The 25,968-nt window shown below is 73.2% G+C and carries 28 protein-coding genes; 20 read left to right on the top strand and 8 right to left on the bottom strand.

The features are described 5' to 3' along the window. Positions 1-77 precede the first annotated feature (77 nt). The 10 genes from ABD671_RS01165 to ABD671_RS01120 all read left to right on the top strand — a co-directional run bounded on the left by ABD671_RS01165 (position 78) and on the right by ABD671_RS01120 (position 8,867). A complete protein-coding gene (locus ABD671_RS01165; protein ID WP_344731355.1) occupies positions 78-365 on the top strand; it encodes a DUF1905 domain-containing protein in 288 nt (95 codons plus the stop codon). Between the two features lie 61 nt (positions 366-426). Further along, positions 427-1,137, top strand: a complete 711-nt coding sequence (locus ABD671_RS01160) for an acyltransferase (protein WP_344731354.1) — start codon at positions 427-429, stop codon at positions 1,135-1,137. A 46-nt stretch (positions 1,138-1,183) separates the two neighbouring features. Beyond that, complete coding sequence (locus ABD671_RS01155; protein ID WP_344731353.1) at positions 1,184-1,918, top strand: hypothetical protein; 735 nt, start codon at positions 1,184-1,186, stop codon at positions 1,916-1,918. A gap of 102 nt (positions 1,919-2,020) precedes the next feature. Next, entirely contained in the window at positions 2,021-2,731 is a 711-nt protein-coding gene (locus ABD671_RS01150) for a copper chaperone PCu(A)C (RefSeq protein WP_344731352.1), read from the top strand. Further along, complete coding sequence (locus ABD671_RS01145; RefSeq protein WP_344731351.1) at positions 2,728-3,993, top strand: Dyp-type peroxidase; 1,266 nt, start codon at positions 2,728-2,730, stop codon at positions 3,991-3,993. The genes ABD671_RS01150 and ABD671_RS01145 overlap by 4 nt, the downstream gene beginning before the upstream one ends. Positions 3,994-4,011: 18 nt before the next feature. Next, a complete protein-coding gene (locus ABD671_RS01140) occupies positions 4,012-4,815 on the top strand; it encodes a DsbA family protein (RefSeq protein WP_344731350.1) in 804 nt (267 codons plus the stop codon). 109 nt (positions 4,816-4,924) lie between these two features. Then, positions 4,925-5,551 carry a vitamin K epoxide reductase family protein gene (locus ABD671_RS01135; RefSeq protein WP_344731349.1) on the top strand — a complete coding sequence of 209 codons (627 nt, stop codon included), beginning with the start codon at positions 4,925-4,927 and terminating at the stop codon, positions 5,549-5,551. 2 nt (positions 5,552-5,553) lie between these two features. Then, positions 5,554-6,147 (top strand): copper resistance CopC family protein, encoded by a 594-nt coding sequence (locus tag ABD671_RS01130; protein WP_344731348.1) that lies wholly within the window; start codon positions 5,554-5,556, stop codon positions 6,145-6,147. Further along, on the top strand, positions 6,144-8,102 hold the full coding sequence (locus tag ABD671_RS01125) for a bifunctional copper resistance protein CopD/cytochrome c oxidase assembly protein (protein WP_344731347.1): 1,959 nt from the start codon (positions 6,144-6,146) through the stop codon (positions 8,100-8,102). The genes ABD671_RS01130 and ABD671_RS01125 overlap by 4 nt, the downstream gene beginning before the upstream one ends. Before the next feature lie 168 nt (positions 8,103-8,270). After that, a complete protein-coding gene (locus ABD671_RS01120; protein ID WP_344731346.1) occupies positions 8,271-8,867 on the top strand; it encodes a hypothetical protein in 597 nt (198 codons plus the stop codon). A gap of 30 nt (positions 8,868-8,897) precedes the next feature. On the opposite strand, the gene ABD671_RS01115 is transcribed toward ABD671_RS01120, so the two are convergent. Together ABD671_RS01115 and ABD671_RS01110 are read right to left on the bottom strand one after the other, a co-directional pair. Further along, entirely contained in the window at positions 8,898-10,466 is a 1,569-nt protein-coding gene (locus ABD671_RS01115) for an MXAN_6640 family putative metalloprotease (RefSeq protein ID WP_344731345.1), read from the bottom strand. A gap of 56 nt (positions 10,467-10,522) precedes the next feature. Further along, positions 10,523-10,936 carry an FAD synthase family protein gene (locus ABD671_RS01110; protein WP_344731344.1) on the bottom strand — a complete coding sequence of 138 codons (414 nt, stop codon included), beginning with the start codon at positions 10,934-10,936 and terminating at the stop codon, positions 10,523-10,525. Positions 10,937-10,995: 59 nt separating this feature from the next. Between ABD671_RS01110 and ABD671_RS01105 the strand changes: the two genes are divergently transcribed. Both ABD671_RS01105 and ABD671_RS01100 read left to right on the top strand, forming a co-directional pair. Then, positions 10,996-12,276, top strand: coding sequence for a DUF445 domain-containing protein (locus ABD671_RS01105; protein ID WP_344731343.1), 1,281 nt, complete (start codon positions 10,996-10,998; stop codon positions 12,274-12,276). Positions 12,277-12,298: 22 nt separating this feature from the next. Further along, complete coding sequence (locus ABD671_RS01100) at positions 12,299-12,550, top strand: RNA-binding S4 domain-containing protein (protein WP_344731342.1); 252 nt, start codon at positions 12,299-12,301, stop codon at positions 12,548-12,550. 9 nt (positions 12,551-12,559) lie between these two features. On the opposite strand, the gene ABD671_RS01095 is transcribed toward ABD671_RS01100, so the two are convergent. Beyond that, the gene (locus ABD671_RS01095) at positions 12,560-13,729 is read right to left on the bottom strand and encodes an alpha-hydroxy-acid oxidizing protein (RefSeq protein ID WP_344731341.1); all 1,170 of its coding nucleotides are present in this window, start codon (positions 13,727-13,729) and stop codon (positions 12,560-12,562) included. Positions 13,730-13,754: 25 nt separating this feature from the next. Continuing rightward, complete coding sequence (locus ABD671_RS01090; RefSeq protein ID WP_344731340.1) at positions 13,755-14,123, bottom strand: FKBP-type peptidyl-prolyl cis-trans isomerase; 369 nt, start codon at positions 14,121-14,123, stop codon at positions 13,755-13,757. A 117-nt stretch (positions 14,124-14,240) separates the two neighbouring features. Here ABD671_RS01090 and lepB point away from each other — a divergent pair, with 117 nt between their 5' ends. After that, the gene (gene lepB / locus ABD671_RS01085) at positions 14,241-15,008 is read left to right on the top strand and encodes a signal peptidase I (protein ID WP_344731339.1); all 768 of its coding nucleotides are present in this window, start codon (positions 14,241-14,243) and stop codon (positions 15,006-15,008) included. Between the two features lie 12 nt (positions 15,009-15,020). Here the strand turns inward: lepB and ABD671_RS01080 are convergent, their stop codons facing one another. Both ABD671_RS01080 and ABD671_RS01075 read right to left on the bottom strand, forming a co-directional pair. Further along, the gene (locus ABD671_RS01080) at positions 15,021-15,503 is read right to left on the bottom strand and encodes a hypothetical protein (RefSeq protein WP_344731337.1); all 483 of its coding nucleotides are present in this window, start codon (positions 15,501-15,503) and stop codon (positions 15,021-15,023) included. A gap of 3 nt (positions 15,504-15,506) precedes the next feature. Next, the gene (locus ABD671_RS01075) at positions 15,507-16,280 is read right to left on the bottom strand and encodes an alpha/beta hydrolase (RefSeq protein ID WP_344731336.1); all 774 of its coding nucleotides are present in this window, start codon (positions 16,278-16,280) and stop codon (positions 15,507-15,509) included. A gap of 97 nt (positions 16,281-16,377) precedes the next feature. Between ABD671_RS01075 and ABD671_RS01070 the strand changes: the two genes are divergently transcribed. Genes ABD671_RS01070 through ABD671_RS01060 form a run of 3 tightly spaced genes read left to right on the top strand, consistent with a single transcriptional unit; the run spans position 16,378 to position 18,540 of the window. After that, positions 16,378-17,112: a lysophospholipid acyltransferase family protein gene (locus ABD671_RS01070; protein ID WP_344731335.1), complete on the top strand. Its 735-nt coding sequence runs from the start codon at positions 16,378-16,380 to the stop codon at positions 17,110-17,112. A 19-nt stretch (positions 17,113-17,131) separates the two neighbouring features. Beyond that, on the top strand, positions 17,132-17,653 hold the full coding sequence (locus ABD671_RS01065; RefSeq protein WP_344731334.1) for a flavin reductase family protein: 522 nt from the start codon (positions 17,132-17,134) through the stop codon (positions 17,651-17,653). Beyond that, positions 17,650-18,540: a hypothetical protein gene (locus ABD671_RS01060; protein WP_344731333.1), complete on the top strand. Its 891-nt coding sequence runs from the start codon at positions 17,650-17,652 to the stop codon at positions 18,538-18,540. The genes ABD671_RS01065 and ABD671_RS01060 overlap by 4 nt, the downstream gene beginning before the upstream one ends. Positions 18,541-18,550: 10 nt before the next feature. On the opposite strand, the gene glpK is transcribed toward ABD671_RS01060, so the two are convergent. Next, entirely contained in the window at positions 18,551-20,029 is a 1,479-nt protein-coding gene (gene glpK / locus ABD671_RS01055; RefSeq protein ID WP_344731332.1) for a glycerol kinase GlpK, read from the bottom strand. Between the two features lie 21 nt (positions 20,030-20,050). Next, positions 20,051-20,875, bottom strand: coding sequence for a DUF1028 domain-containing protein (locus ABD671_RS01050; RefSeq protein WP_344731331.1), 825 nt, complete (start codon positions 20,873-20,875; stop codon positions 20,051-20,053). Between the two features lie 94 nt (positions 20,876-20,969). Here ABD671_RS01050 and ABD671_RS01045 point away from each other — a divergent pair, with 94 nt between their 5' ends. The 4 genes from ABD671_RS01045 (at position 20,970) to ABD671_RS01030 (ending at position 25,963) form a co-directional block, all read left to right on the top strand. Next, entirely contained in the window at positions 20,970-21,998 is a 1,029-nt protein-coding gene (locus ABD671_RS01045; protein WP_344731330.1) for a 6-phosphofructokinase, read from the top strand. A gap of 85 nt (positions 21,999-22,083) precedes the next feature. Continuing rightward, complete coding sequence (locus tag ABD671_RS01040) at positions 22,084-23,541, top strand: APC family permease (protein ID WP_344731329.1); 1,458 nt, start codon at positions 22,084-22,086, stop codon at positions 23,539-23,541. 73 nt (positions 23,542-23,614) lie between these two features. Next, positions 23,615-24,943: a class II 3-deoxy-7-phosphoheptulonate synthase gene (locus tag ABD671_RS01035; protein WP_344731454.1), complete on the top strand. Its 1,329-nt coding sequence runs from the start codon at positions 23,615-23,617 to the stop codon at positions 24,941-24,943. 27 nt (positions 24,944-24,970) lie between these two features. Then, complete coding sequence (locus ABD671_RS01030; protein ID WP_344731328.1) at positions 24,971-25,963, top strand: threonine aldolase family protein; 993 nt, start codon at positions 24,971-24,973, stop codon at positions 25,961-25,963. The last annotated feature ends 5 nt before the right edge of the window (positions 25,964-25,968 follow it).

The raw sequence follows: 25,968 nt of genomic DNA, 5'->3' as shown, positions 1-25,968 counted from the left end.
ACCTGCCGATGACCTGAATCCGTGCCGACGGTAGCGGGCAGCCGGCCGCCCGGGCCGAGATCGCCTACCGTGGCCCGATGGAGATGGTGGTCGAGGGCGAGATCGTGCACTGGCGCGGCCCGGCGCCGCACCACTTCGTGCCGGTCGTCGACGACGACGCCGCCGCGATCGCCGAGGTCGCCGCCGGGCTCACCTACGGCTGGGGCGTCGTGCCGGTGACCGTCGAGCTCGGGGCGACGACGTGGACCACCTCCCTCTTCCCCCGCGACGGCGGCTACCTGGTGCCGCTGCGGGCGGCGGTGCGCCGGGCCGAGGGTGTCGGGATCGGCGACGTCGTGCGGGTCGTGCTGCGCTTCGAGCTCTGAATCCCTCGCGGCCGCTCGCTTCGCCTGCCGGGGGAGCGGCTGATGCCCTAGCCTGCGCGACGTGACGTCCCTCACCCGTCGGCTCGCCCATCGCGCTGTGCACGCCGCGTGGCGCCGGATCGACCGCTGGGGCGAGATCGTCCCCGGCACCACCGCGGCCGCCCGCTTCGGCACCTTCGGCCCGGGCACGGCCATCGGGTTCCCGACGGCCACGATCATGAACCCCGAGCGCATCCACCTCGGCGCCGACACCCTCGTCGGGCGCCAGGTCACGCTCTCGGTCGGCTACGGCCTCGGCGACACCCACGCGCCCGCGCGCGCCCTCGTCGTCGGCGACCGCTGCGTCATCGGCGCCCGCTGCACGATCACCGCCCACGAGTCGATCCGCATCGGGGACGCCGTGTGGTTCGGGCAGGACGTCTTCGTCAGCGACGCCAGCCACGGCTACGCCGACCCCGACACCCCGATCGGCGAGCAGTTCGGCACCCATCAGCCGGTCGAGATCGGGTCGGGCACCTGGATCGGCCACGGCGCGATCGTGCTGCCCGGTGCCCGCATCGGCCGCCAGGTCGTGGTGGCCGCCGGCTCCGTCGTCCGCGGCGAGATCCCCGATCACTGCGTGGTCGCCGGGACGCCGGCCAGGATCGTGCGGCGTCTCGAACCGGGTGTGGGCTGGGTCGGCCATCAGGGCGACGTCCGCCCCGTCAGCGCCGGACTCGCCGCGCTCGGCGGGTTGACCGACCTCGAGCTGGCCGAGCTCACCGGCCCCTGAGCGCCCCGCGCATCCCCGCCGGGGGTCGGCGGGGCACAATGGGGGCGTGAACACGCCCGCGCCGGTCGCCACCTCGTGGCGCCTGCTGCGCGGCGCCGTGCTGGCCGCGGTCGTGCTGTCGTTCGGCGCGATCGCCCACCTCACCTCCGGCGGCCTCCTGCCCGGGGCCGGCTGGTTCGTCGTCCTCGCCGTGCTGCTCACCTGGTGGGGAGCCCGGTTCCTCGCGCGCCCGGCGAGCCGTACCCGGGTGCTCGCGCTCGTCGTCGGCGGTCAGGCCGCGGTGCACATCGCCCTGACCGCGCTGGCCGGCCACCGCGGCGACGGCGTCACCGGTCCGCTCGTCCGCACCGCTCCGACGCCGGCTCCCGTGCAGGTGCCCGACGACGTCTGGACCCGCACCCACCGCGTCGGCTCGCTGGCCGACCAGCTGATGGTCGGCCGCCCGCCGTCGACGCAGGCGACCTTCGAGGTTCCCGAGTGGGTGCTGCACCTGTGGGCCGACCTCCAGCCCCAGCAGCTGCCGATGGTGCTCGCGCACGCGCTCGCCGCGGCTGCGGTCGGCTGGTGGCTGGCGCAGGGGGAGTCCGCGCTGTGGACCCTCGTCGCGCTCGGCACGCGGCCGCTCGCCCGCCTCGGCGTGCTGCTGCGTGCGCTCGCCGTCCCCTCCGTCGTCCGTCTGCGTCGACTCCCGGCGCCGCTCCTCCTGCCCCTGGTGCCCGCCGTCGCCGATCCCGGCGGCGGGGTCGTACGCCGCGGGCCCCCGTCCGGTCGGGCCGCCTGACCCTCCGCGGGTCGGGCCACCCTCCACGCCGCCGTCCCCGACGAGCGGCGATCACCGGCATGCACGCCGGTCCACCCGACCGTGAACGAAGGATCATCCGTCATGGCTCCAGCCACCCCTGTCCTGCTCCCGCGCCGCCGTCCGCGGCGTACCCTCCGCGCCGCCTCGGGCGTCGGCGTCCTCATCGCCGTCGCCGCGCTCACCACCGCATGCGGTGACGACGGCGACGCGGCCGACAGCACCTCCGCGCCGGCGGCCTCCGCCTCCGCGGGCACCGCCCGCGAGGCGGCTGCGATCAGCGCCTCCGACGCCTGGGTGAAGGCCGTCGACAGCGGCATGACCGCCGCGTTCGGCACGATCAGCAACTCCTCCGGCGCCGACATCACGATCGTGTCGGCCACCACCCCGGCCAGCTCGCGGGTCGAGCTCCACGAGACCGTCATGAACGACGACGGCACCATGGCGATGCAGCCCAAAGACGGCGGGTTCGTCGTCCCCGCCGGCGGCAGCCTGACCCTCGAGCCCGGGGGCAACCACATCATGTTCATGGACGTCGCCGACGCCCTGAAGCCCGGTGACACCGTGCCGGTCACCCTGACGCTCTCCGACGGCAGCACGATGGAGATCGACGCGGTCGTCAAGACCTTCTCCGGAGCCGACGAGAACTACCAGGGCGGCGAGGGCATGGACGGCATGGACGGCATGGAGGGCATGGGGGAGATGGACGGCATGTCCTCGCCCTCGTCCTCGGAGAAGGACGGCGCGATGCACCAGCACGCGGACGGCTCCCAGCACGACCACTCCGGTTCATGAGCGCTCCCGTCGACCCCGTCCCGCACGGCGGGTGGCGGCGGCGCCAGGTCTTCCGGGCCGGCGCCGTCGCCCTCGGCGGCGCGAGCGTCGGCTGGGCCGCCGGTGTGGGGGCGTCGGCGGCGCAGGAGGCCGGCTCCGACACGTCGTCGGCCGCGTCCGCGCCGCCGGGCCCGGCATCCCCGCCCGTCGGCGACCGCACCGTCCCGGCGTCCGGCCCCCACCAGGCGGGTGTCGCGACGCCGCCGCAGGCCTTCCTCTCGCTCGTCGGTCTCGACCTGCTGCCGGGGGTGGGGCGCGCGGATCTGGTGCGGCTGATGCGGCTCGTCACCGACGACATCGACCGTCTGAGTCGCGGGCTCGGTGCCCTCGCCGACACCGAGCCCGAGTTGGCGGCGCACCCGGCTCGGTTGTCGGTGACGGTCGGTCTCGGACCGCGGATCTTCACCGACATCGTCCCGGGGGCGCCGGGTGCGGTGCGGCCGTTGCCGGCGTTCCCGATCGACCGGCTCGAGGAGGCGTGGGGTCAGACCGACCTCGCGCTCCAGATCTGCGCCGACGACCCGCTCACCCTCGCGCACGCGCGGCGGGTGCTGACCAAGGACGCCCGCACCTTCGTCCGGGTCCGGTGGGTCCAGGAGGGCTTCCGTCGCGCCGTCGGCGTGGAGCCGGACGGGACCTCGATGCGCAACGTGATGGGGCAGGTCGACGGCACGGGCAACCCCACCGAGGCCGACGCCGACTTCGCCGACCTGGTGTGGTCGACCGAACCCGGGTTCGTCGGCGGGACGACGATGATCGTGCGTCGCATCCGGGCCCGGATGGACGCCTGGGACAAGGTCGACCGGGTCGGCCGGGAGGCGGCGGTCGGACGTCGCCTCGACACCGGCGCGCCGCTCACCGGCACCCGCGAGTTCGATCCGCCGGACTTCGAGGCGAAGGACTCCTTCGGCTTCCCCGTGATCGATCCCGCGAGCCATCTCGCCCGCGCCCACAGCAGCGATCCCACCCAGCGCTTCCTGCGCCGTCCCTACAACTACGTCGTCCCCGACGCCGACGCGGCCTCGGGTGAGGACGCCGGCCTCGTCTTCATCGCCTTCGCCGCCGACGCCGAACGCCAGTTCGTGCCGGTGCAGCGGCGGCTGGCCGACCTCGACCGACTCAACCAGTGGATCACCCCGATCGGCTCGGCGGTCTACGCCGTTCCGCCGGGGGCGGGTGACGGCGATTTCCTCGCTGCGTCACTCTTGGACCCGACGACCTGACATCCGGAGGAACCACCCATGTCCAAGGACAACACCCCGAAGCTGCCGCCGCTCCCTGACGACGGCAGCCGGGCCGAGGCCGGGCGGGCGCGCCGCGAGGCCGCGGCCCAGGCTCTGCGCGACCAGAAGAAGGCGGCGCGTCGCCGCCGTGTCCTCGTGCAGATCGCTGTCGGCCTGGTCGTCGTGCTCGTCGGCGTCGGCATCACCGTGCTCGCGCTCAACAGCGGCGACGACGACGCCACGGTGGCCGCCGACGTGCCCGCCTCCGGCATCCCGGCCCAGGTGAACGCCGACGGCGCCTACGTCACCGGCGCGAAGAAGCCGAAGGTGACCATCCAGGTCGTCGAGGACTTCCAGTGCCCGATCTGCCAGCAGTTCGAGCAGGTGTCGGGCTCGCTGCTCGACGAGTACATCTCCGGCGACGTCGTGCAGGTGCAGTACCGCACCATCGCCTTCCTCGACCGGATGTCCTCCACCGAGTACTCCACCCGGGCGCTGAACGCCTCGGCGTGCGTCATGCCCGCCGGTGAGGACGTCTGGCGCCGCTTCCACACCGCGCTCTTCGCCAACCAGCCGCCCGAGCAGGGCGACGGGCTGCCCGACGAGACGCTGATCTCCCTGGCCGAGCAGGCGGGCGCCCCGGACTCCGTGGCCTCCTGCATCACCGACCAGCCGTACCGGGCCTGGACGGCGTCGACCACCCAGGCGGCGTTCGACGCCGGGGTCACCGGCACGCCGACGATCTTCGTGAACGGCACGAAGCTCGACGCCTTCACCCCCGACGTCATCAAGGCGGCGGTCGACAAGGCGCTGGCGAAGTGAGCCCGGCTGCCGTGACTCCCGCCGTGACTCCCGCTGTGACCTTCGGCGTGACCGATCCCATGACCGACGACCCGGTCGGTCCGGCGATGGGAGTGGCACAGTGGAGGGGATGACCGATCTCGCCGACCCCGAGGTCGAGGCCGACGACCTCGACCTGCACAGCCCGCCGTCCTTCCGTGCCTACGGCGTGGCGCTCGTCGTGCTCGGCGCCATCGGGCTGGCGGCGTCCTTCACGCTGCTGGTCGACAAGATCAAGCTGCTGCAGGACCCGAACTTCACGCCGTCGTGCGACATCAACCCGGTGCTGTCGTGCGGGTCGGTGATGATCAAGCCGCAGGCCGGCGTCTTCGGGTTCCCGAACCCGATGCTCGGCCTCATCGGCTTCAGCGTGATCATCACGATGGGCGTGCTCTACGCGAGCGGCGCCCGGCCGCAACGCTGGCTGCTCGGCGGCCTGGTCGCGGGCTCCCTGGCGGGCCTGACCTTCGTGCACTGGCTCTTCTACCAGAGCCTCTACGAGATCGGCGCGCTCTGCCCGTGGTGCATGGTCGTCTGGGCCGTCACCATCGCGCTGTCGGTGTGGACCGTCCTGCTCGCGGGGCGGGTGATGCGCCCCGACAGCACGGTGATCGCGACGCTGTTCGACATCCGGTTCCTGCTGATCGTGCTGTGGTACCTCGGTATCGGCCTGGCGATCCTGGTGCGGTTCTGGGACTACTGGCGGACCCTGTTGTGAGGATGCGCTCCCGGTTGCTCGGTCTGATCGGGCTGCTGCTGGGCACGACGGTCGCCCTGCTGTGGGCCGCTCCCGGCGCGTCGGCGCACGCCTCGCTCGTGGCGTCGAACCCGACCGAGGGGCAGCGCCTCGACGCACTGCCCGCGAGCGTCTCCTTCGAGTTCAGCGAGGAGATGTCAGAGCCCGCCTACGTGGTCGTCACCGGCCCCGACGGCTCCTCGGTCACCAGCGGCGATCCGGAGGTGCAGGGCGCCATCGTCAGCCAGGCGCTCGACGGCTCGCAGGCCGCCGGCACCTACACGATGGCCTACCGGGCCGTCTCGGCCGACGGCCATCCCGTGACCGGCCAGATCACGTTCACCGTCGGCGACGGCGGCGACGGCGGGGGTGGCGCGGACGCCCCGGGCGACTCGCCGTCCCCCTCGCCCACCGCCTCCTCCTCCGCGCCCGTCGCCTCGGCCGCCCCGGCCCCGGCGGCGGACGCCGGGGGCGATGACGAGGGCTTCTGGGAGCGCCGCGGCCTCCAGGTGGGCGGCGCCGGACTGCTGCTGCTCGCCGGCGGCGGCGCCTGGCTGGTCTCGAGGCGGACGTCGTGACCCAGCGCGCCCGGATCGCCGGCGGGGTCCTCGCCTCGGCGCTGCTGGCCCTCGTGCTCATGCTCGCCCTCGGCGGCGGCATCCCCGCGCGGGCGCCGATCGGCCTGCCCGACCCGGGCCGCTTCACCGCCTGGGCGCTGCCGATCGCCACCTTCACGGTCATCGCACTCGGGGTGCTCGTCGTGGGGTCCCTCCTGGTGCCGATGCTCACCGTCACCGGTGAGGGCGGGGACGACATCCGCGGGCGCGCCGTCCGTGCGATCGCCGCGGTCCGTCGGCTGGCGCCGGTGTGGGCGCTCGTCGCCCTCCTGGAGCTGGTCCTCACCTACTCCGACCAGTTCGCCGTCCCGGTCTGGCAGGCACGTCCGGGCGACGTCTACGGGTTCGCGGTGCAGGTCGACCAGGGGCGGGCGCTCGTCGTCCAGGCGCTGCTCGCGCTCGCCGTGGCGGTCGCCGCACGGTACGTCACCCGCGCCCCGGAGGCCGGGTGGGTGCTCGTGCTCGCCCTCGCGGCCTTCGCGCCCCCGGTGCTCACCGGTCACGCCGCCTCCTCGGGCAGCCACGACACCGCGATCATCAGCCTGCTGCTGCACGTCGCGGCCGTCGCCGTCTGGCTCGGCGGTCTCGTCGCCCTGTGGTGGTACCTCGGCGAGCGGCCGCGCACCCAGCAGGTCGCCGCGCGCCGCTTCTCCGCCCTGGCCGCCTGGTGCTTCGGCGTGGTCGCCGTCAGCGGCCTCATCAACGCGCTCGTGCGCCTCGGTGGCCTGAGCGAGTTCGTCACCACCGACTACGGCCGCGGCGTCCTGGTCAAGGTCGCGCTGCTGGCGCTCATCGCCCTGCTGGCGCGGCGCGTGCGCTCGGCGCTGATCGGCGGGGGACTGCGCAGCGTCGCCCTCATCACCGGTGCCGAACTGGCCGCGATGTCCGCGGCCGTCGGCCTTGGCGTGGCGCTCTCGCGCACCCCGCCTCCGGTCGGCACCGTCTACACCAGCGTTGCCGAGGACCTCCTCGGCGGTCCGCTCCCGCCCGCTCCCACGGTCGGCCGGCTGCTGTGGAGCTTCACCCCCTCGGGCGTCGGCCTCGCCGTCGTCCTGCTGGGCGGGGCGGCCTACCTGGCCGGCGTCGTCCACCTGCGGCGGCAGGGCGACACGTGGCCGATCGGGCGCACGATCGCCTGGTTCGTCGGTCTGCTCACCGTCGGGTACGCCACCTTCGGCGGTCTGGGCACCTACTCCCACGTCATGTTCAGCGCCCACATGGCCTCGCACATGGTGCTCTCGATGGTCGCCCCGATCCTGCTCGTGCTCGGGGCTCCGGTGAACCTCGCGCTGCGTGCCCTGCCCGGCACCGACGCGGACGGCGGCCGCGGGCCCCGGCAGTGGCTGGCCGCCGTCCTGCGCACCCGCTACGTCCGGTTCCTCACCCACCCGGTCGTCGCCGCGCTGATCTTCGTGGGCAGCCTCTACGGCATCTACTTCTCCGGCGCCTTCGAGGGCCTCATGGAGAGCCACCTCGGCCACGCCTTCATGGAGGTCCACTTCCTGCTGGCCGGGTGCCTCTACTTCGAGGTCCTGGTGGGCGACTCCCCGCTGCCGCACCGCATCGGCCACTTCGCCCGTCTCGGACTGCTGCTCGTGGTCATGCCGTTCCACGCCTTCTTCGCGATCGCGGTGATGAACAGCGAGACCGCCATCGGCGGCCGCTACTACAGCCTCCTCGACCGGCCCTACGCCACCGACCTGCTGCACGACCAGTTCGTGGGCGGCTCGCTGACGTGGGCCGCGGGGGAGGTGCCGATGGTGCTGGTGCTCTTCGTGCTGCTCGGCCAGTGGTACCTCAGCGACAGCCGCGAGGCCCGCCGCTACGACCGCAAGGCCGACCGCGACCAGGGCGCCGACCTGGAGGCCTACAACCGGATGTTCGCGGCGCTCGCCGAGCGCGACGACGCCCGCTGATTCAGGCTGAGCCTCGCGCCACGCCCGTTCGGCCGCCCGGTATGGCCCGGTCGGACTATGCCGGCATCCCGTTCGGTTCGGCCTCGGCGATGAGGTGTCGGCCGGGGGAGTCGCTGTCCTACGATCGACGCGCCCGAGGACGGGCGATCATCGGGGAAGGGAGCCGGCGTGGACCGGTGGCGATGGGGATGGCGGCCGCGTAACCGCGCCGTCGTCGACGTGCGCCTCGGCTACAGCGCGGTGGGTCTCGGTGCCGTCGGCTTCGTCCTGGTGCTCCTGGCCACGCTGGTGGTCAAGGAGGTCGTCGTCCCCGCCCTGCGCGGCCCCGACCGCATCGTCGCCCAGCGCATTCTCACCGCGACCACCCTCGAGCCGACTCCCGCGCCGGCACCGGTCCGTGCGGCACCGGCGCCGCTGCAGCCCGTGCGGGCCACGCCGTCGACCCCCGGCGGTCCGACGCAGCCGCCCGAGCCGACCCCGACGACCGACCCGGGCGACGGCGGGGGCGAGCAGCCCGGCCCCAGCCCGTCGCCGAGCCCGTCGACCGGTCCGGTCTCCGGCGTCCTCGACCCTGTCGCGCACGAGGTCAAGGACACCCTCGACGGCGCCACCGGGGGCCGCCTCGCACCGGTCACCGATGCTGTGGTCGCGCTCGTCGACACGGTCTCCGACGTGGCCGACGCCGTCGTCGGCGCCGTCCCCACGCTCGTCACCGGGCTGCTGGGCGGTCTGCTGTGCGGCTCGCACGCCCCGCAGCGGCACTGATCCGTTCCTGTCAGGTCCGCTCAGCTTCCGTCAGCTCCCGCGGACGGTCACCGCGACCTTGAACGTGCGGGCGTCGTCGCGCGGTCGCCCGTCGCAGGAGTAGCGCCGGTCGGCGTCGCCGTCACCGCAGGCGAACCGGGTCGAGGCGTTGACCAGGCTCACCGCAGCCCACCGCACCTCGCGCGCGGAGAACGGCACCGACACCGCTCCGCGACCACCGCGCAGGGGCACCCGGGTCACCGACCAGCCCGAGCGCGTGCGCACGGCCACGAGCGCGGTGGCGGCGCCGGCCGAGGACGGCACCGAGACGGCGACGCGCGCCCGTGTGCCTCGGCCCCATCCGCTCCCGGGCACCAACCGGTACTGGATCGAGGTCAGGTGGTCGAGGCGCATGGACGTCGCCACCGCCGGCCGGGCCGGGGTGAGGGTGACGGTGCCCGCCAGCGGTGCGGACGGCCAGGCCCGGCCCTCGCTGTAGTACCGGGCGGGCACGAGGTTGGCGACGGTGAAGAGTCCGTAGAGGCGGGTGAAGCCGCCATGGCGTTCGAGCGCCGAGCGGATGGCCTGCGTCGAGTACTCACCGGGCGCGCCGGGGTCGCCGGCGGCGCGCTGCCAGACGCGGCGGACCACCGTGGTGCCGAAGCGTCCGGAGAGGAACTCCCACCAGACCCAGTTGCCGTACTGCGTGAGCCCGTCGGGGTCGAAGAGGTCGAGCGGTGTGCGCGGTGCCGCGATCTGGCTGTAGGGCAGGTACTGGCGGTTGTCGTCGACGCGGTCGGCGAAGCGCTCCTCCATCCAGGTCGCGGTCGACTCCATCAGCCAGGGATCCTCGCGCGCGTCGTAGGCGAACTGGATGGCGTGGAAGAACTCGTGGGCCGCGGTGACCGCGCGGCTGTCCTCGGCCGGCGCGCCGTACTGCTGCGGCGAGAAGTCGTTGTCGAGCACGCAGAAGCCGGACGCCGTCCGCGGGGCCTTCGCGGCCGCGTGCTCGGGTGCGCAGTAGCCGTAGAGCCCGCGGCCGCCCAGCTCCTTCAGGTAGACGTCGAACTTCCCGTTGCCGCCGTTGCCGGGGTACCCGGCGTCGCTGAGCGGCGCCCGGTAGCCCAGGCGCGACACCTCCTTGCGCCAGACCCGTTCGAGCACCTCCAGGGTGCTGGCGACCCAGTCCGCCGACGGCGGAGCGTCGGCCGACAAGCGCACCCAGTGCAGGCAGAAGTGGGCGGTGCACGACATCTCCGACGGCACGAGGTACCCGTCGCCGTAGGGATCGTCGGCCCCGTCGGTGGGCCGGGCGAGCAGCGCATCGGCCTCGAGCCGATCATCGCCGGTGAGATCCGCGCGCGCGAACAGCAGGTCGCGCAGGGCGAGCGTCGCCTCGGGCACAGGTGCCGCCGCTCCGGCCCGGCCGGCGAGCGATCGGGGATCCAGGGCGATGCGAGCGCGCTCGAGGGCGTCCTGGGCCTGCTGGACCTGCTGGGCCGCCGGCGCCACCGCGGCTCCGGCGGTGGCGGGTGCGAGGGCCGTCGTCGGCAGCCCGGTCAGCCCGGTCAGCCCGGTCAGCACCGTGAGCAGCACGGTGGGGACCGGGAGGCGGAGCATGGGCCGTAGCCTGCCCGAGATCGGCGCGAGGTCCAACCGGTGCGCTCCGGCAGGGATCAGCCGGAGGTGCCCGAGATCTTCTCGATGAGCGCGGTGGTGGAGATCGCGGGGGTGCGCGGCAGGTAGACCACCTCGCACACATCGTTGAACTCGTCGAAGCGGCCGGCCCAGTCGTCGCCCATGACCAGCACGTCGGCGCCGTACTTCACGATGTACTCGCGCTTCTGCTCCAGGCTCTCCTCGACGAACACCTCGTCGACGGGCTTCAACGCGCCCACGATCGCCAGCCGCTCGGCCTCGCTGAAGACGGGCTCGCGGCCCTTCTTGCGCAGGTTGAGCGCGTCGGCGGACACCCCGACGACCAGACGGTCGCCGAGAGCGGCGGCGCGCTCGATGACGCGCAGGTGCCCGACGTGGAAGACGTCGAACGTGCCGAAGGTGATGACGGTGCGTGGGCGGGCCTCGGACATGCGGATGAGTGTGACACCCGTGCCGGCCGGCCCGTGACCGTGGGCCAGAATCGGGCACGATGTCCTCTTCACACGCAGGTCCCCAGATCCCCGGTGATCCCGCCAGCGCCGCGGCCGACGCCGTCCGCCTCCGCGCCCTGCGCCGGATGCGCGGGTTGGCGTTGGGGCTGCTGGTCTTCGCCGCCGCCGTCTACCTGGCCACCCTGGGCGCCGACGGCGTCTGGGGGTTCGTCAACGCCGGCGCCGAGGCCTCGATGGTCGGTGCGATGGCCGACTGGTTCGCCGTCACCGCGCTCTTCCGGCATCCGCTGGGACTGCCGATCCCGCACACCGCCCTGATCCCGCGCCGCAAGGACGAACTGGGCCGTGGCCTGGAGGAGTTCGTGGGGGAGAACTTCCTCCAGGAGGGCATCATCCGCGAACGCATCGCCGCGGTGCGGGTCTCCGAGCGGGTCGCTGCGTGGCTCGACGATCCGGCCCACGCGCGCCGCGTCGTCGAGGAGGTCGCGGAGGTCGCTGCCGTCGCGCTCGGCAAGGTGCGCGACCGCCACGTGCGCAGCCTGGTCGAGGAGGCCCTCGTCCCCCGGTTCCGCGAGGAGCCGATCGCGCCGCTGCTGGGCGATCTGCTGGCCGAGGCCATGCGCGACGACCTCCACCACGGCCTGGTCGACCTCATGTTGGAGGAGTTGCACGGCTGGCTGGTCGACAACCCCGACACCGTGACCGAGGTGATCGGGGAGCGGGCTCCGTGGTGGGCGCCGCCGAGCGTCAACGACCGCATCAGCGGCCGCATCCACCTCGAGCTGGTGCGCTGGGTCGCCGACATCCGCGACCAGCCGCGGCACCGCGCCCGCGCCGCCCTCGATGCGATGCTGCGCCAGCTCGCCGAGGATCTGCGCAGCGATCCCGACACCCGCGCGCGCACCGAACGGCTCAAGGAGCGGCTGCTCGACCAGCCGCAGGTCATCGCCACGGCCATCGCCCTGTGGGACTCCCTGCGCCGCGCGCTGGTCGGCAGCCTCCACGACCCGCAGGGCGCCGTCCGGTTGCGGCTGCTGGAGGAGATCTCCGCGTTCGCCGACCGGCTCGGGCGCGACGAGGCCCTCCGGGCGCGCCTCGACGGCCTCGCGTCGGACGCCGTCGTGTTCGTCGTCGACCGGTACGGCCACGAGATCACCGGCGTCATCACCAGCACCATCGAGCGCTGGGACGGTCGCGAGGCCGCCCGTCGCATCGAACTGCACGTCGGTCGCGACCTCCAGTTCATCCGCATCAACGGCACGATCGTCGGCGGCCTGGTCGGCGTGGTCATCCACGCGGTGTCCTTGGCAGTCGGCTGAGCGCACCTGGGAGGATGGGGCCATGCCCGCACCCGAGCCCTTCGACGTCGCGATCACCGACGAGGTGATCCGCCTGGGTCAGTTCCTCAAGCTCGCGAACCTCGTCGAGTCGGGCTCGGAGGCGAAGGAGGTCGTCGCCGCAGGCGAGGTGCGGGTCAACGGCGAGGTCGACACCCGCCGCGGTCGCCAGCTGGTCAAGGGCGACGTCGTCGCCTGCCGTGGGCAGGCCGCCCGCGTGGCCGACGAGTCGGCCTACGACGACCTGCCCTGGTGAGGCGAGGCGTCAGGCCGGCCGCTCCTCCAGCAGGTCGCGGGTGAGCTCGGCGACCCGGCTGAAGCCGGCACCGGCCAGGGTCAGGTCGGTCTCGGCGAGCAGGCAGCGCAGCACGTGCTCGACGCCGGCCTGGCCGGCCAGCGCGAGCCCGTAGAGGTAGGGGCGGCCCAGCAGCACGGCCTCGGCGCCCAGCGCCAGCGCCTTGACGACGTCGGGCCCCGACCGGACGCCGGAGTCGAAGAGCACGCAGAGCCGGTCGCCCACGGCATCGGCGATGCGCGGCAGCATGTCGAGAGAGGCGACGGCGCCGTCGACCTGCCGGCCGCCGTGGTTGGAGACCACGATGCCCTCGACACCGTGGTCGAGCGCGATGCGGGCGTCCTCGACGTGCTGGATGCCCTTGAGCACGATCGGGCCCGACCAGCGCTCGCGCAACCAGGGGAGCTGCTCCCACGACAGGCCCGGGTTGGGGAAGACGGCGGCGAAGTTCATGCCGGCGGCGCCGGGGTCGTCGGCCGCAGGCTTCTCCAGCCGGGCGTTGAAGACCGGGTCGGAGGTGTAGGTGGCGATGCCCTCGGCGGCGAGGAAGGGGAGGTACCCGCGATCGAGATCGCGCGGCCGCCAGCCCAGCAGGGTGGTGTCGAGGGTCAGCACGAGGTGGCTGTACCCGGCCTGCTCGGCACGGTCGAGGAAGCTCTCGGCGAGCTCGGGGTCGTTGGGCCAGTACAGCTGGTACCAGCGGTTGCCGTCGCCGTTCGCCTCGGCGACCTCCTCGATGGAGTGGCTGGCCTGGGTGGACTGCACGAACGTGAGACCCAGGGCGGCGGCGGCCCGGGCGGAGGCGAGCTCGCCCTCGGGGTGCGCGAGCTTCTGGACGCCGACCGGCCCCAGCAGCACGGGCGCGGCCATCGGGGTGCCGAGCACCTCGACGGAGAGGTCGCGCTGGGCGTGGTCGCGCAGCATGCGCGGGACGATGCGCCAGCGGTCGAACGCCGCGACGTTCGCGCGGGCGGTGGCACCGCCCCCGGCGCTGGGCACGATGTAGCCCAGCGCCTCGGGGGCGAGCACCTCGGCGGCCCGATGCTCGAGCTGGGTCAGGTCGGTGGTGATCTCCGGGGTCTGGCCGAGGAACATCCCGGCCGCGTAGATCGCCGACTGGTGGTCGCCGAAGTGCGCCATCGCTCCGCTCCCGCTCAGGTGGGGCTCAGCTGACGCCGAGCAGGTCGACGACGAAGATGAGGGTCTCGCCCGGCTTGATGACGCCGCCGGCGCCGCGGTCGCCGTAGCCGAGGTGCGGCGGGATGACGAGTTGACGGCGTCCGCCGACCTTCATGCCCTGGACGCCCTGGTCCCATCCGCTGATGACCTGGCCCACGCCGAGGCGGAACTGGAGCGGCGTGCCGCGGTTGTAGCTCGCGTCGAACTCCTCGCCGGTCGAGTGGGCCACGCCGACGTAGTGGACGCTCACGGTCTGGCCGGCGGCGGCCTCGGCGCCGTCGCCGACGGTGATGTCGGTGACCACGAGCTCGGTCGGCGGGGTCGGGTCGAAGAAGTCGATCTCAGGCTTGTCCATGCCGATCACCCTAGTGCGCGTCCGGCAGCCGGGGCCGTCGGCCTTCGGGGCGCCCGCTATCGTCGGCGGAGCCCCCGTGTCCGTCCGGCCACGCCGGGGAGTGGAGGAGGGACCAACGTGGGGGAGAGCACCGAGGTCGCGGCTGCGCGACCGGCCCGCAGGCGGCGACGGGTGCCCGTGTGGGCGGAGTCCCTGCTGCTGCTCGTGCTGGCGGTGACCCTCGCGCTGATCGTCAAGACGTTCCTCGTGCAGGCGTTCTTCATCCCCTCGGGCTCGATGGAGCCCGGGCTGGTCAAGAACGACCGGATCCTGGTGCAGAAGGTCTCCTACTGGGGGTCGGGCACCCCCCAGCGCGGCGACGTCGTCGTCTTCGACGACCCCGGCGACTGGCTGACGCCCGCGGAGGACACCGCGCCGTCGAACCTCCTCAGCAAGGCGCTCTCCCGCATCGGCCTGCTCCCCAGCGGTGGGCACCTGGTCAAGCGCGTCATCGGCGTCGCCGGCGACACGATCACCTGCTGCGACGCCCAAGGACGCATCAAGGTCGACGGCGTCCCGTTGGACTCCAGCGACTTCATCAAGGACTCCGGGGCCTGCCAGGCGCCGATGATCGGCTGCTCGTGGAAGGCCGGCCCCGTGCCGCCGGGCCACGTGTTCGTGCTCGGCGACCATCGCGACGACTCCGCCGACTCCAGCTACCACCTGTGCCGCGGCTCGACGCCCGGCTGCGATCCGGACGACGCCTACGTGCCGGTCTCGCTCATCACCGGCAAGGTCTTCGCGCTCGTCTGGCCGGCCGACCGGTTCCGCTGGGAGCGCCGTCCCTCGGTCTTCGCCGACCTCGATGCGGCCATCAAGGCGCGCGAGGAGGACACGACGCCGTAGGCGCGACCCGGCCTACACCTGGGCGCCGTCGTCCCAGGGGTCGCGGGGCTCGCGGGGCATCTTGGCGACGAGGTAGCCGAAGCCGCCGACGAACCAGCCGATGAGGCCGTAGGTGATCAGGCTCGGCGGGGTGAATCGCGCGAACAGGCACACGAGCAGCACGATCGGGGCGCCGAACACGCCGATCCAGGCCACCAGCCGATCGGGGGGCGGCAGCGGCTGCGGCGGGGTCTCCGGGGGCACGAAGCCCTCGTCGGGATCGAAGGGATCGCCGGTGCCTCCCGGGTCGGCGACCTCGGCGGTCTCTCCCGACCACTCCTCGGCCCGCCACGGCTGGAAGAGCTTCTCCAACGAGGCCGACGGTGCGGCCGGCGGGGGCGGGGGCGTCGGTTCCACGAACGGCGGGTGATCGCCGTAGTTCTCGACGATCGCCTTCCAGGCGGCATCGTCGGGATCGTGGCCGCCGGCGTGGGGGTCCTGCCCGGGGTCGGACATCCCTCAGGCTCCGGTGACCCGGGCGATGAAGGCGGCCGAGCGCTCCTCGATGAGCGGCAGGTCGTTGTCGAGGGTGGCGACGTGGTAGCTCTCCTCGAGCCGCACCATCTCGACCTCGCCGGCGACGCCCGCGCGGATGATCGGCTCGGAGGACTCGTCGACGACCGCGTCGACCGTGGAGCGGAAGTAGAGCAGCGGTGCGGTGATGCGGCCGAGGTCGGCGCGCAGCGGACCCCACGCCTGCATCATCGAGTGGGCCGCCTTCAGTGGCGTGCGGGTGTAGCCGTCCTCGCTCACGCCGGGCTTCTTGATGTCTCCTGCGATGCCGGGGAAGGACGGGATGAGGTGCTTGAGCACCGGCAGGAGCTTGACGTCGAGGCGCTTGGTCGAGACGGCCGGGTTCACGACGATGACGCCCCTCAGCTTCGGGTCGTCGGCGTGGTCGGCCGCCAGGCGCAGCACCAGGGCGCCGCCCATGGAGAGACCTGCGACGACGACGGCGTCGCAGCGCTCACGGAGGTCGGTGTAGACGCGGGAGAGCTCGCCGTACCAGTCGGCCCAGCCGGTGGTGTTCATCTCCTGCCAGGTGGTGCCGTGTCCCGGCAGGCGGGGCACCTCGACGGCGTAGCCGCGGCTGCCGAGCTGCTCGCCCCACGGCTTCATCGAGGCCGGCTGGCCGGTGAACCCGTGGCTGAGCAGGACGCCGACGGTGCGCCCGCCGGTGAGGTCGGGGCGGGCGGCGATCGAGAGCGGCGTGGCGGTGGGGTGGATGCTCACGGAAGTCGATTCTGCCTGACGTCGGCAGCAGCCTCCCAGGGCGGGCTATGCCCTAGGCTGCCGTGCGTCGGCTCGGACGAAACGGACGGACTCCTCGATGTTCTACTGGTTCCTCAAGTGGGTGGCCCTGGGCCCCCTGCTGCGGGTGGTCTTCCGACCGCAGTCCTCCGGGCTGGAGAACGTCCCGGCCGAGGGGCCGGCCATCCTCGCGTGCAACCACCTGTCCTACTCCGACTGGCTGTTCATGCCGCTCACGCTGCCGCGCCGGGTCACCTTCGTGGCCAAGGCCGAGTACTTCACCGGTCGCGGCCTGAAGGGCTGGCTCCAGAAGTCCTTCTTCTCCGGTTCGGGCCAGGTGCCGATCGACCGCAGCGGCGCCGATGCCGCCGCCGGCGCCCTGCTCTCGGCCAAGCGGGTGCTCGGCGAGGGCGGTCTGTTCGGCATCTTCCCCGAGGGCACCCGTTCGCACGACGGGCGGCTCTACCGCGGCAAGACCGGCGTGGCGCGGCTCGCCCTGGAGACCGGCGTCCCGGTCATCCCGGTGGCCGTGGTCGGCACCGACGTCGTCGCGCCCCCGGGCAAGAAGTTCGGCTCCTTCACCCGCCCGATCGTGCGCTTCGGCGAGCCCCTGGACTTCTCGCGCTACGAGGGTCTGGAGAACGACCGCTACATCCTGCGCTCGATCACCGACGAGATCATGTACGAGATCATGCGGCTCTCGGGCCAGGAGTACGTCGACATGTACGCCACCCGCGCCAAGGAGGAGGCCAAGAAGGCCGACGCCAAGGGCGAGCCGAAGGCCGACCCGGGCGAGCAGCGCAAGGCGTCCTGACGCGTCTGCGGCTCCCGCGATGACGATCCACGCCGGGCACCCGTTCCCGACCGAGCCCGACCCGGTGCGCCGGTTCCGGGGGCGCCTCGGTGGCGCCGTCGCCCTGGTCACCGCCGGCCCGCCCCACGACCGCGCCGGCCTCACGGTCACCTCCTTCCTCGTCGCTCCGGGCGAGGACGACGCCGTGGTGGTGCTCCTCGACCCCGACGCCGATCTCACCGAGCGGCTGCTCGAGCATGGCCGCGGCGTCGTCCAGCTGCTGTCGTGGGGCGAGCGGCAGCTCGCCGAGGCCTTCGCCGGCACGGCACCGGCCCCGGGCGGTCCGTTCCGGGCCGCCGCGTTCCTCGACACGCCGGCCGGCCCGCGGCTCGCCTCGGTCACCACCTGGGCCGAGGTCGCGGTGGTCGAGCACCGCGACGTCGGCTACTCCACGTTGGTCGTCGCCCGCATCGACGACCTCGTCGTCGGCGACGACCTCGACCCGCTCGGCCATCGCCGCGGCCGCTGGGTGCGGCTGGCCCCGCCGGACGACGTCGCGTGAGCGACCTCCTGCGCTTCGCCGACGAGCTGTACGCCGTCCCGCTGGCCGAGTTCACCGCCCGTCGCGACGCGCGCGCCAAGGAACTGAAGGCGGCCGCCGACGCCGATGCCGCGGCCGCGGTGAAGGCGCTGCGCAAACCCACCCTCGCGGCGTGGGTCGTCGACCTGCTGGTGCGGGTCGAGGCCGACCAGATCGCCCAGGTGCTCGACGTCGGGGCCGCGCTGCGCGAGGCGGCCGCCGCCATGGACGCCGGCGAGCTGCGTGCCCTCACCCGGCAACGTCGTCAGCTGACCGCCGCGCTCGCCGGCCGAGCCCGGGCGGCGGCCGCCGGCGTCGGGGTGCGGTTGACCGACAGCGTGCTCGACCAGGTCGAGGCCACGCTGACCGCCGCGATGCTCGACGCCGGGTGCGCCGACGCCGTCCGCAGCGGTCTGCTCGTCACCGCCCTGGCGAGCACCGGGGTCGAGGCCGCCGACGTCGCGGCCGCGGTCGCCGTCCCCGAGGCGCTGGGCTTCACGGCCTCGGCCCGCGCCGCCGAGCCGCCGCCGCGACCCGAGCTGCACGTCGTCCCCGACCCGGACGCCGACGCGAAGGCGCTCGCGGCTGCCCGCGCCGAGGTCGAAGCGGCCGAGGAGGAGGTCGAGCAGGCCGACGAGGCGCTCGGGGCCGCGGTCGCGGAGTTCGAGCGGCTGGAGGCGCGCTCGCTGCAGCTCCAGGCGGAGATCGAGGAGCTGCGGCGACGCCTCGACGCGCTGGAGGCCGAGGCCGACGACCTCGACGAGGCGATGGAGGGCGCCTCCGCCGAGGTCGAGGAGGCGCAGACCGAGCTCGGCGAGGCGACCGAGCGGCTGGCCGCGGCGCGGCAGGCCCTCGACCGGCTCTCCTGACGGCTGCCGGTCAGACCAGGGCGCCCCAGCCCTTCGAGCGCTCGACGGCCGCACGCCACCGCGCGTGGCCGGCGTCGACCCGGGCGCGGTCGGCGGCGGGGGAGAAGCGCCGGTCCTCCTGCCAGGTGGCGCGCAGGTCGTCGGTGGAGGCCCACACGCCGGCGCCGAGCCCGGCGAGGAAGGCAGCCCCGATGGCGGTCGTCTCGATCTGGCGGGGCCGGACGACATCGACGCCGAGCTGGTCGGCCTGGATCTGGCAGAGCAGGTCGTTGGCCGCCGCTCCGCCGTCCACGCGCAGGGCCGCACCCGCGCCGGGCATCGTCTCGAGCACGTCGCGCACCTCGTAGGCGATCGCCTCCAGCGTGGCCCGGACGACGTGGGCCCGCGTGGTGCCGCGGGTCAGCCCGATGATGAGACCACGCGCGAGCGGGTCCCAGTCGGGCGCGCCGAGGCCGGTCAGCGCCGGCACGAACACCACGCCCTCGGTGTCCTCCACCGTCGCGGCGATCGCGGCGGTCTCGGCCGCAGAGCCGACGATCTGCAGGCCGTCGCGCAGCCACTGCACCGCGGCGCCGGTCACGAAAATCGCGCCCTCCAGGGCGTAGGTGGTCTCCCCGGACGGCGAACGCCAGGCGGCGGTCGAGAGCAGGCCGGCGTCCGAGCGCTGCACGGTGCCGCCGGTGTTGGTGAGGATGAACGAGCCGGTGCCGTAGGTGCACTTGGACTCGCCCGGCTCGAAACAGGTCTGCCCGAACAGCGCCGACTGCTGGTCGCCCGCCAGCCCGCAGATCGGCAGCGCGAGGTCGAGGAAGACCCGCGGGTCGGTGACCGCGACCTCGCCCCAGTTCGGCACGAGATCGGGCAGGGCGTCCCGGGGGACGCCGAACAGCCCGCACAGCTCGTCGGACCAGTCGCCGGCCGCGAGGTCGAACAGCAGGGTGCGCGAGGCGTTCGAGACGTCGGTGACGTGCCAGGTGCCGCGGGTCATGCGGGCGATCAGGTAGGAGTCGACGGTGCCGATCGCGTAGCGCCCCTCCTCGACCAGCGCCCACGTGTGCGGCTCGTGCTCGGCCAGCCAGGCCAGCTTGGTGCCGGAGAAGTACGGGTCGAGCCGCAGGCCGGTGAGCTCGGCGACGCGCGGCTCGTGGCCGGCGTCCCGCAGCCGCACGCACAGGTCGGCGGTGCGGCGGTCCTGCCACACGATCGCGCGGCGCGGCGAGCCGAGCGTCTCGCGGTCCCACAGCAGCACGGTCTCGCGCTGGTTGGTGATGCCGATCGCCCGCAGGGAGGAGGCGTCGACCTGCCGCAGCACCTCGCGCACCGCCTCCAACGTGGCCTGCCAGATCTCCTCCGGCGTGTGCTCGACCCACCCCGGCTGCGGGAAGTGCTGGGCGAACTCCTGATAGCCGCGGGCCGTGACCGAGCCTCGCTCGTCGACGACCAGGGCGGTGACGCCGGTGGTGCCGGCGTCGATGGCGAGGACGCTCATGCTGCTGCTCGCACCGGGCCGTCAGGGGCGCGCGCCGCCGCGCACGATGTCGAGGATGCGCTCGTCGATCCAGGCCAGGTCGGGCGCGACCCGCATCTCGTAGTTCTCGGTGCCGACCCAGGCGTGGAAGTCGCGGTGACCGCCCGCCGTCGCGAACGCCTCGAGCTCCTCGCGCAGCTCGGGGGTGATCGCGACCTTCTCGTCCTCCCGGGACGCCGTCAGGTACAGCTCGTGGAGCTCGAGCAGGCGGCCCAGCTCGCCGATCGGGTCGGTGTGGTCGTCGACGCGCAGGTCGACCGCGATGTCGTCGTGACCGCCGTAGCCGGCGCCGTCGCGCACCACCAGCAGTGCCGCGGACTGGCGGCCGCGGCTGTCGCCGCCGGCGGCGTCGCCGGCGGCCAGGGCCGCCATCAGGCGGTCGGCCAGGGGGAGGGTCTCGTCGGACTCCAGCCAGGCGGCCTCCATGGCCAGCACGACGTCCTCGCCGGCCAGGATGTTGCCCTGGATCGCGTAGCCGTCGCCGGTGACACCGCCGGCCCAGTCCAGGCACGCCGGGCCCGTATAGGTGGCCGCGCCGCCGTCGACGTCGACGATGCCGAGCTGGCGGTGGTCGCGGCCGTCGTCCTCCTCGATGAGGCGCTGGAGGGCGACGGACGCCGTCGCGCCCTCGTCGAGGTGGGAGAGCGCGAGGCCCTTGTAGGCGACGTTCGCGTCGGCCTGGGTGGCGATCGCGCCGACGCCGGCGACCGCGGCCGGCACGGCCGACCCGACCGCCAGGAACTTGGAGGCGACCGCGACGCCCCACGACTCGCCGTCCGCTGATCTGGCCACGATCGAGAAGGTCATGGCCGAACCGTAGCGCCCGCCGGTAGCGTCGGGGCGGGCGACGGATCCGTCGCCGGGAGCGGTGCGCCGGGTCGGCCGGCAGGAGGAGATCTTCATGCGAGTCGGAGTCCTGACCGGCGGCGGCGACTGCCCCGGCCTCAACGCCGTCATCCGCGCCGTCGTGCGCAAGGGCGTGCAGGGCCACGGGTTCGAGTTCGTCGGCTACCGCGACGGTTGGAAGGGCCCCCTCGAGGGACTGACGATGACGCTCGGGGTCGAGCAGTGCCGCGGCATCCTGCCGCGCGGCGGCACGATCCTCGGCTCCTCGCGCACCAACCCGTTCGGCATCGAGGGCGGCGTCGAGCGCATCAAGGACAACCTCGCCGCGCACGGCGTCGACGCGCTGGTGGCCATCGGCGGCGAGGACACTCTCGGGGTCGCCACCAAGCTGGCCGACCTCGGCGTGAACGTCGTCGGCGTCCCCAAGACGATCGACAACGACCTGTCGGGCACCGACTTCACCTTCGGCTTCGACACGGCCGTCAACATCGCGACCGAGGCGATCGACCGCCTGCACACCACCGCCGAGTCCCACCACCGCGTGCTCGTCGTCGAGGTCATGGGCCGTCACGCCGGCTGGATCGCGCTGCACTCCGGGATCGCCGGCGGTGCCAGCGAGGTGCTCATCCCCGAGCAGCCCTTCGACATCGACGCCGTCTGCGCCCGCGTGGAGACCCGCTTCCAGACCCAGTACGCCCCGATCATCGTGGTCGCCGAGGGCGCGGTGCCCGCCGACGGCAGCGGCATGAGCCTCTCCTCCGGTGAGGTCGACGCGTTCGGCCACGTGCGCCTCGGCGGCATCGGCGACCGGCTCGCCAGCGAGATCGAGCAACGCACCGGCAAGGAGGCGCGCGCCGTCGTCCTGGGCCACGTGCAGCGCGGCGGCACGCCCACTGCGTTCGACCGGTGGCTGGCTACCCGGTTCGGCCTGCACGCCATCGATGCCGTCGCCGCGGGCGATTTCGGCACGATGATGGCGCTGCGCGGAACGCAGATCGTGCGGGTGCCGCTCATCGAGGGCACCGGCGAGCTCAAGACCGTCAGCCCCGAGGAGTACGCCGAGGCGCAGGTCTTCTTCGGCTGAGCCGGGGGCAGGGGCGAGGTTTGCCCCGGGCGGTGCTCGGGCAGGGCTCGTCGGTATCCCGTACCGCCGAACCGGAGGAGATCCGATGAGCGCCCCCACGGACGCCGCGACCGACGCGCCCCACGAGGGCGGCGACCTCAAGCGGGTGATGGGCCCGGGTCTGCTGCTGCTCTTCATCGTCGGCGACATCCTCGGCTCGGGGGTCTACGCCGTCACCGGTCGGCTCGCCGGCCAGGTCGGCGGCATCGCGTGGCTGCCGTTCCTCGTGGCGTTCGTGGTCGCCACCCTCACCGCCTTCTCCTACCTCGAGCTGGTCACGAAGTACCCGCAGGCCGCCGGCGCCGCGCTCTACGCCCACAAGGCCTTCGGCGTGCACTTCGTGACCTTCCTGGTCGCCTTCACGGTGGTGTGCTCGGGCATCACGAGCGCGGCGACGTCGTCCGGCCTGCTCTCGGCGAACCTGCTCGTGGGTCTCGACGAGCTCCTGCCCGGCGTCCCGACCGGTGACGGCGCCACGCTGGTGGTCGCCCTGCTCTTCATGCTGGCCCTCGCCGCGATCAACCTGCGCGGGGTGGGGGAGAGCGTGAAGTTCAACGTCGTCCTGACCCTGGTGGAGATGGCGGCGCTCGCGATCGTCATCGGCATCGGCTTCGCCACCATCGGTCGCGGTGACGGCGATCTGTCGCGGGTCACGGTGTTCGAGAGCCCTGACGACAAGGGCCTGTTCATGGCCGTCACGATCGCCACCGCGATCGCGTTCTTCTCCATGGTCGGCTTCGAGGACTCCGTGAACATGGTCGAGGAGACCCGCGATCCGGCGCGGATCTTCCCCCGCGTCATGCTCACCGGGCTCGGCATCGCGGTGATCATCTACGTGCTCGTGGCGATCTCGGTGGTCGCGGTCATCCCGCCGGGCCAGGTCACCTCGCCCCAGAGCGAGGCCGGCGTGCTGCTCGACGTCGTCCGCGTCGGCGCCCCCGACATCCCGATCGACAAGATCTTCCCGTTCATGACGGTCTTCGCCGTGGCCAACACCGCGCTCATCAACATGCTCATGGCCAGCCGCCTGATCTACGGCATGGCGCGACAGGACGTCCTGCCGCGGCCGCTGGGCCGGGTCTCCTCCGGTCGCCAGGCCCCCTACCTCGCGATCGGCTTCACCACGGCGCTGGCCCTCGGCCTGATCGTCTATGTGCGGGTGCAGTCGGAGAGCACGGTGGTCGGCGCCCTCTCGGGCACCACGTCGCTGCTGCTGCTCGCCGTCTTCACGGTCGTCAACATCGCCTGCCTCGTGCTGCGCCGGCGCGACCCTGCCACGTCCGGCGAGGGCTTCCGGGCGTGGGGGCCGATCCCCGTCGTCGGCGCCCTGCTGTGCGCCTTCCTGCTCGGTCCGTGGGCGCGGTTGGAGGCCGACTACGTGCAGTACCGCATCGCTGCCGGACTGCTCGCCATCGGCGTGGTGCTCTGGGCGCTCACCTGGGCGCTCAACCGCCGTTCGGGCGAGGGCGACTCGCGCTTCGAGGACGTCGGCGCCCTGGAGTGATCCCGCCGGCGTCCACCGGTCGTTATCGAATCGAGAGGACGGCGCCTGCGCGCGTAGGCTTGAGCGCGTGAGCATGCCGTCCCTCGCCGATCTCCACGCGCTGAAGCCGCTGCAGCAGCCGACCTACCCCGACGCCGGTGCCGTCGACACCGCCGTCGCCAAGTTGCGCACGATGCCGCCGCTGGTCTTCGCGGGCGAGTGCGACGATCTCAAGGCGAAGATGGCCGCGGTCAGCCGCGGTGAGGCGTTCCTGCTCCAGGGCGGCGACTGCGCCGAGACCTTCGACGGCGTCACCGCCGACAACGTGCGCAACAAGCTGCGCGTGCTGCTCCAGATGGCCGTCGTCCTCACCTACGCGGGCTCGATGCCGGTCGTGAAGCTCGGCCGCCTCGCCGGTCAGTACGCCAAGCCGCGCTCCTCCGACATGGAGACCCGTGACGGCGTCACGCTGCCGGCCTACCGCGGCGACGCCGTCAACGGCTTCGACTTCACCCCCGAGTCGCGCATCCCCGACCCGCAGCGGCTGCTCGACGTCTACAACGCCTCGGCCGCCACGCTGAACCTGGTGCGCGCCTTCGTGACCGGCGGTTACGCCGATCTGCGCCAGGTGCACACCTGGAACACCGACTTCGTGAAGACCTCGCCGGCCGGTCAGCGCTACGAGGTGCTCGCCGGTGAGATCGACAAGGCGATGGCCTTCATGTCGGCGATCGGCGCCGACCCCGAGGAGCTGCGCCGCGTCGACTTCTACTCCAGCCACGAGGCGCTGCTCATGGAGTACGAGCACGCGATGACGCGTATCGACTCGCGCACCGAGCAGCCCTACAACGTGTCGGGGCACTTCGTGTGGATCGGCGAGCGCACCCGTCAGCTCGACGGCGCGCACGTCGAGTACTTCCGCCACCTGCGCAACCCGATCGGCGTCAAGCTCGGCCCCTCCGCCACCGCCGACGACGCGCTCGCACTGGCCCACAAGCTCAACCCGCAGAACGAGGCCGGCCGCCTCACCTTCATCACCCGCTTCGGTGCCGGCAAGATCCGCGACGGCCTGCCCGGTCTGGTCGAGAAGGTCACCGCCGAGGGCGTCTCGGTGGCGTGGGTCTGCGACCCGATGCACGGCAACACCTTCGAGTCGAGCACCGGCTACAAGACCCGCCGCTTCGACGACGTCGTCGACGAGGTGCAGGGCTTCTTCGACGTCCACCGCGCCCTGGGCACCGTCCCCGGCGGCATCCTGGTCGAGATGACCGGCGACGACGTCACCGAGTGCATCGGCGGCGGCGAGGAGATCGACGAGGAGGGCCTGGCCCACCGCTACGAGTCGGTCGTCGACCCGCGCCTCAACCGGGTGCAGTCGCTCGAGCTCGCCTTCCTCGTCGCGGAGATGCTGCGCAAGGGCTGAGCCTGCCGGCCTGCTTGACTGGGGCGCGTGATCGATCTGCGCTCCGACACCCTCACCCGTCCCACCGACGCGATGCGTGCGGCCATGGCCGCCGCGGAGGTCGGTGACGACGTGTTCGGTGAGGACCCCACCGTCCGCGTTCTGGAGGAGCGGGTCGCCGGTCTCTTCGGACACGAGGCCGCGCTGTTCACCCCGACCGGCTCGATGGCCAACGTGCTCGCCGTCCGCACCCTCGTCGGGGTCGGCACCGAGGTGCTGTGCGAGAGCTCGGCCCACATCGCCCGCGCCGAGCTCGGTGCCCACGGCGCGTACACCGGGCTGACGATGCGCACCTGGACCCACCCGCGCGGACAGATCGACCTGGACGCCGTCCGCTCCCTCTTCGCCCCCGACCTCGGCCCCTACTTCGTGCGCACCGCGGCGATCGCCGTCGAGAACACCCACAACTTCGCCGGGGGAGCGGTGCTGCCGCTCGCCGACCTCCAGGCGCTGCGCGCCTTCGCCGACGAGGTCGGTGTCGGCATCCATCTCGACGGCGCCCGCATCTGGAACGCCCACGTCGCCACCGGCACCCCACTCGCCGCCTACGGCGCGATCGCCGACGTGCTCGCCGTCTGCCTCTCCAAGGGGCTCGGCGCCCCCGTCGGGTCGCTCGTCGTCGGTCGCGCCGACGTGATCGCCGAGACCCGGCAGTGGCGCAAGCGGATGGGTGGCGGCATGCGCCAGGTCGGCATCCTCGCCGCCGCCGGCCTCCACGCCCTCGACCACCACCTCGAGCGGCTCGCCGACGACCACGCCCACGCCCGGCTCATCGCCGAGGCCTGCGGTGTCGACCCCGCAGGCGTCGACACCAACATCGTCGTCATCCCGCGCCCCGACGCCCCCGGCTTCGTCGCCCGGGCCAAGGACGCCGGCGTCCTGGTCTCGGCGGTCGGCCCCACCGCCGTCCGGGCCGTCACCCACCTCGACCTCTCCCGCGCCGACGCCGAGCAGGCCGCGCGGGTGCTCGCCGCGCTCTGACGCTC

It is taken from the genome of Nocardioides fonticola, from assembly GCF_039536805.1.
Classification (GTDB): domain Bacteria; phylum Actinomycetota; class Actinomycetes; order Propionibacteriales; family Nocardioidaceae; genus Nocardioides; species Nocardioides fonticola.
Note: the sequence above shows the minus strand (reverse complement) of the source record. Positions and strands in the feature narration are given on the sequence as shown.

Coding starts and splice junctions, on each gene's coding strand:
- ABD671_RS01100 (WP_344731342.1), top strand. CDS start 12,299: ATGCCCGCACCCGAGCCCTTCGACGTCGCGATCACCGACGAGGTGATC.
- ABD671_RS01165 (WP_344731355.1), top strand. CDS start 78: ATGGAGATGGTGGTCGAGGGCGAGATCGTGCACTGGCGCGGCCCGGCG.
- ABD671_RS01090 (WP_344731340.1), bottom strand. CDS start 14,123: ATGGACAAGCCTGAGATCGACTTCTTCGACCCGACCCCGCCGACCGAG.
- ABD671_RS01130 (WP_344731348.1), top strand. CDS start 5,554: ATGCGCTCCCGGTTGCTCGGTCTGATCGGGCTGCTGCTGGGCACGACG.
- ABD671_RS01110 (WP_344731344.1), bottom strand. CDS start 10,936: ATGTCCGAGGCCCGCCCACGCACCGTCATCACCTTCGGCACGTTCGAC.
- ABD671_RS01080 (WP_344731337.1), bottom strand. CDS start 15,503: ATGTCCGACCCCGGGCAGGACCCCCACGCCGGCGGCCACGATCCCGAC.
- ABD671_RS01140 (WP_344731350.1), top strand. CDS start 4,012: ATGTCCAAGGACAACACCCCGAAGCTGCCGCCGCTCCCTGACGACGGC.
- ABD671_RS01050 (WP_344731331.1), bottom strand. CDS start 20,875: ATGACCTTCTCGATCGTGGCCAGATCAGCGGACGGCGAGTCGTGGGGC.
- glpK (WP_344731332.1), bottom strand. CDS start 20,029: ATGAGCGTCCTCGCCATCGACGCCGGCACCACCGGCGTCACCGCCCTG.
- ABD671_RS01065 (WP_344731334.1), top strand. CDS start 17,132: ATGACGATCCACGCCGGGCACCCGTTCCCGACCGAGCCCGACCCGGTG.
- ABD671_RS01145 (WP_344731351.1), top strand. CDS start 2,728: ATGAGCGCTCCCGTCGACCCCGTCCCGCACGGCGGGTGGCGGCGGCGC.
- ABD671_RS01135 (WP_344731349.1), top strand. CDS start 4,925: ATGACCGATCTCGCCGACCCCGAGGTCGAGGCCGACGACCTCGACCTG.
- ABD671_RS01035 (WP_344731454.1), top strand. CDS start 23,615: ATGCCGTCCCTCGCCGATCTCCACGCGCTGAAGCCGCTGCAGCAGCCG.
- ABD671_RS01150 (WP_344731352.1), top strand. CDS start 2,021: ATGGCTCCAGCCACCCCTGTCCTGCTCCCGCGCCGCCGTCCGCGGCGT.
- ABD671_RS01045 (WP_344731330.1), top strand. CDS start 20,970: ATGCGAGTCGGAGTCCTGACCGGCGGCGGCGACTGCCCCGGCCTCAAC.
- ABD671_RS01095 (WP_344731341.1), bottom strand. CDS start 13,729: ATGGCGCACTTCGGCGACCACCAGTCGGCGATCTACGCGGCCGGGATG.
- ABD671_RS01040 (WP_344731329.1), top strand. CDS start 22,084: ATGAGCGCCCCCACGGACGCCGCGACCGACGCGCCCCACGAGGGCGGC.
- ABD671_RS01115 (WP_344731345.1), bottom strand. CDS start 10,466: ATGCTCCGCCTCCCGGTCCCCACCGTGCTGCTCACGGTGCTGACCGGG.
- ABD671_RS01105 (WP_344731343.1), top strand. CDS start 10,996: ATGTCCTCTTCACACGCAGGTCCCCAGATCCCCGGTGATCCCGCCAGC.
- ABD671_RS01070 (WP_344731335.1), top strand. CDS start 16,378: ATGTTCTACTGGTTCCTCAAGTGGGTGGCCCTGGGCCCCCTGCTGCGG.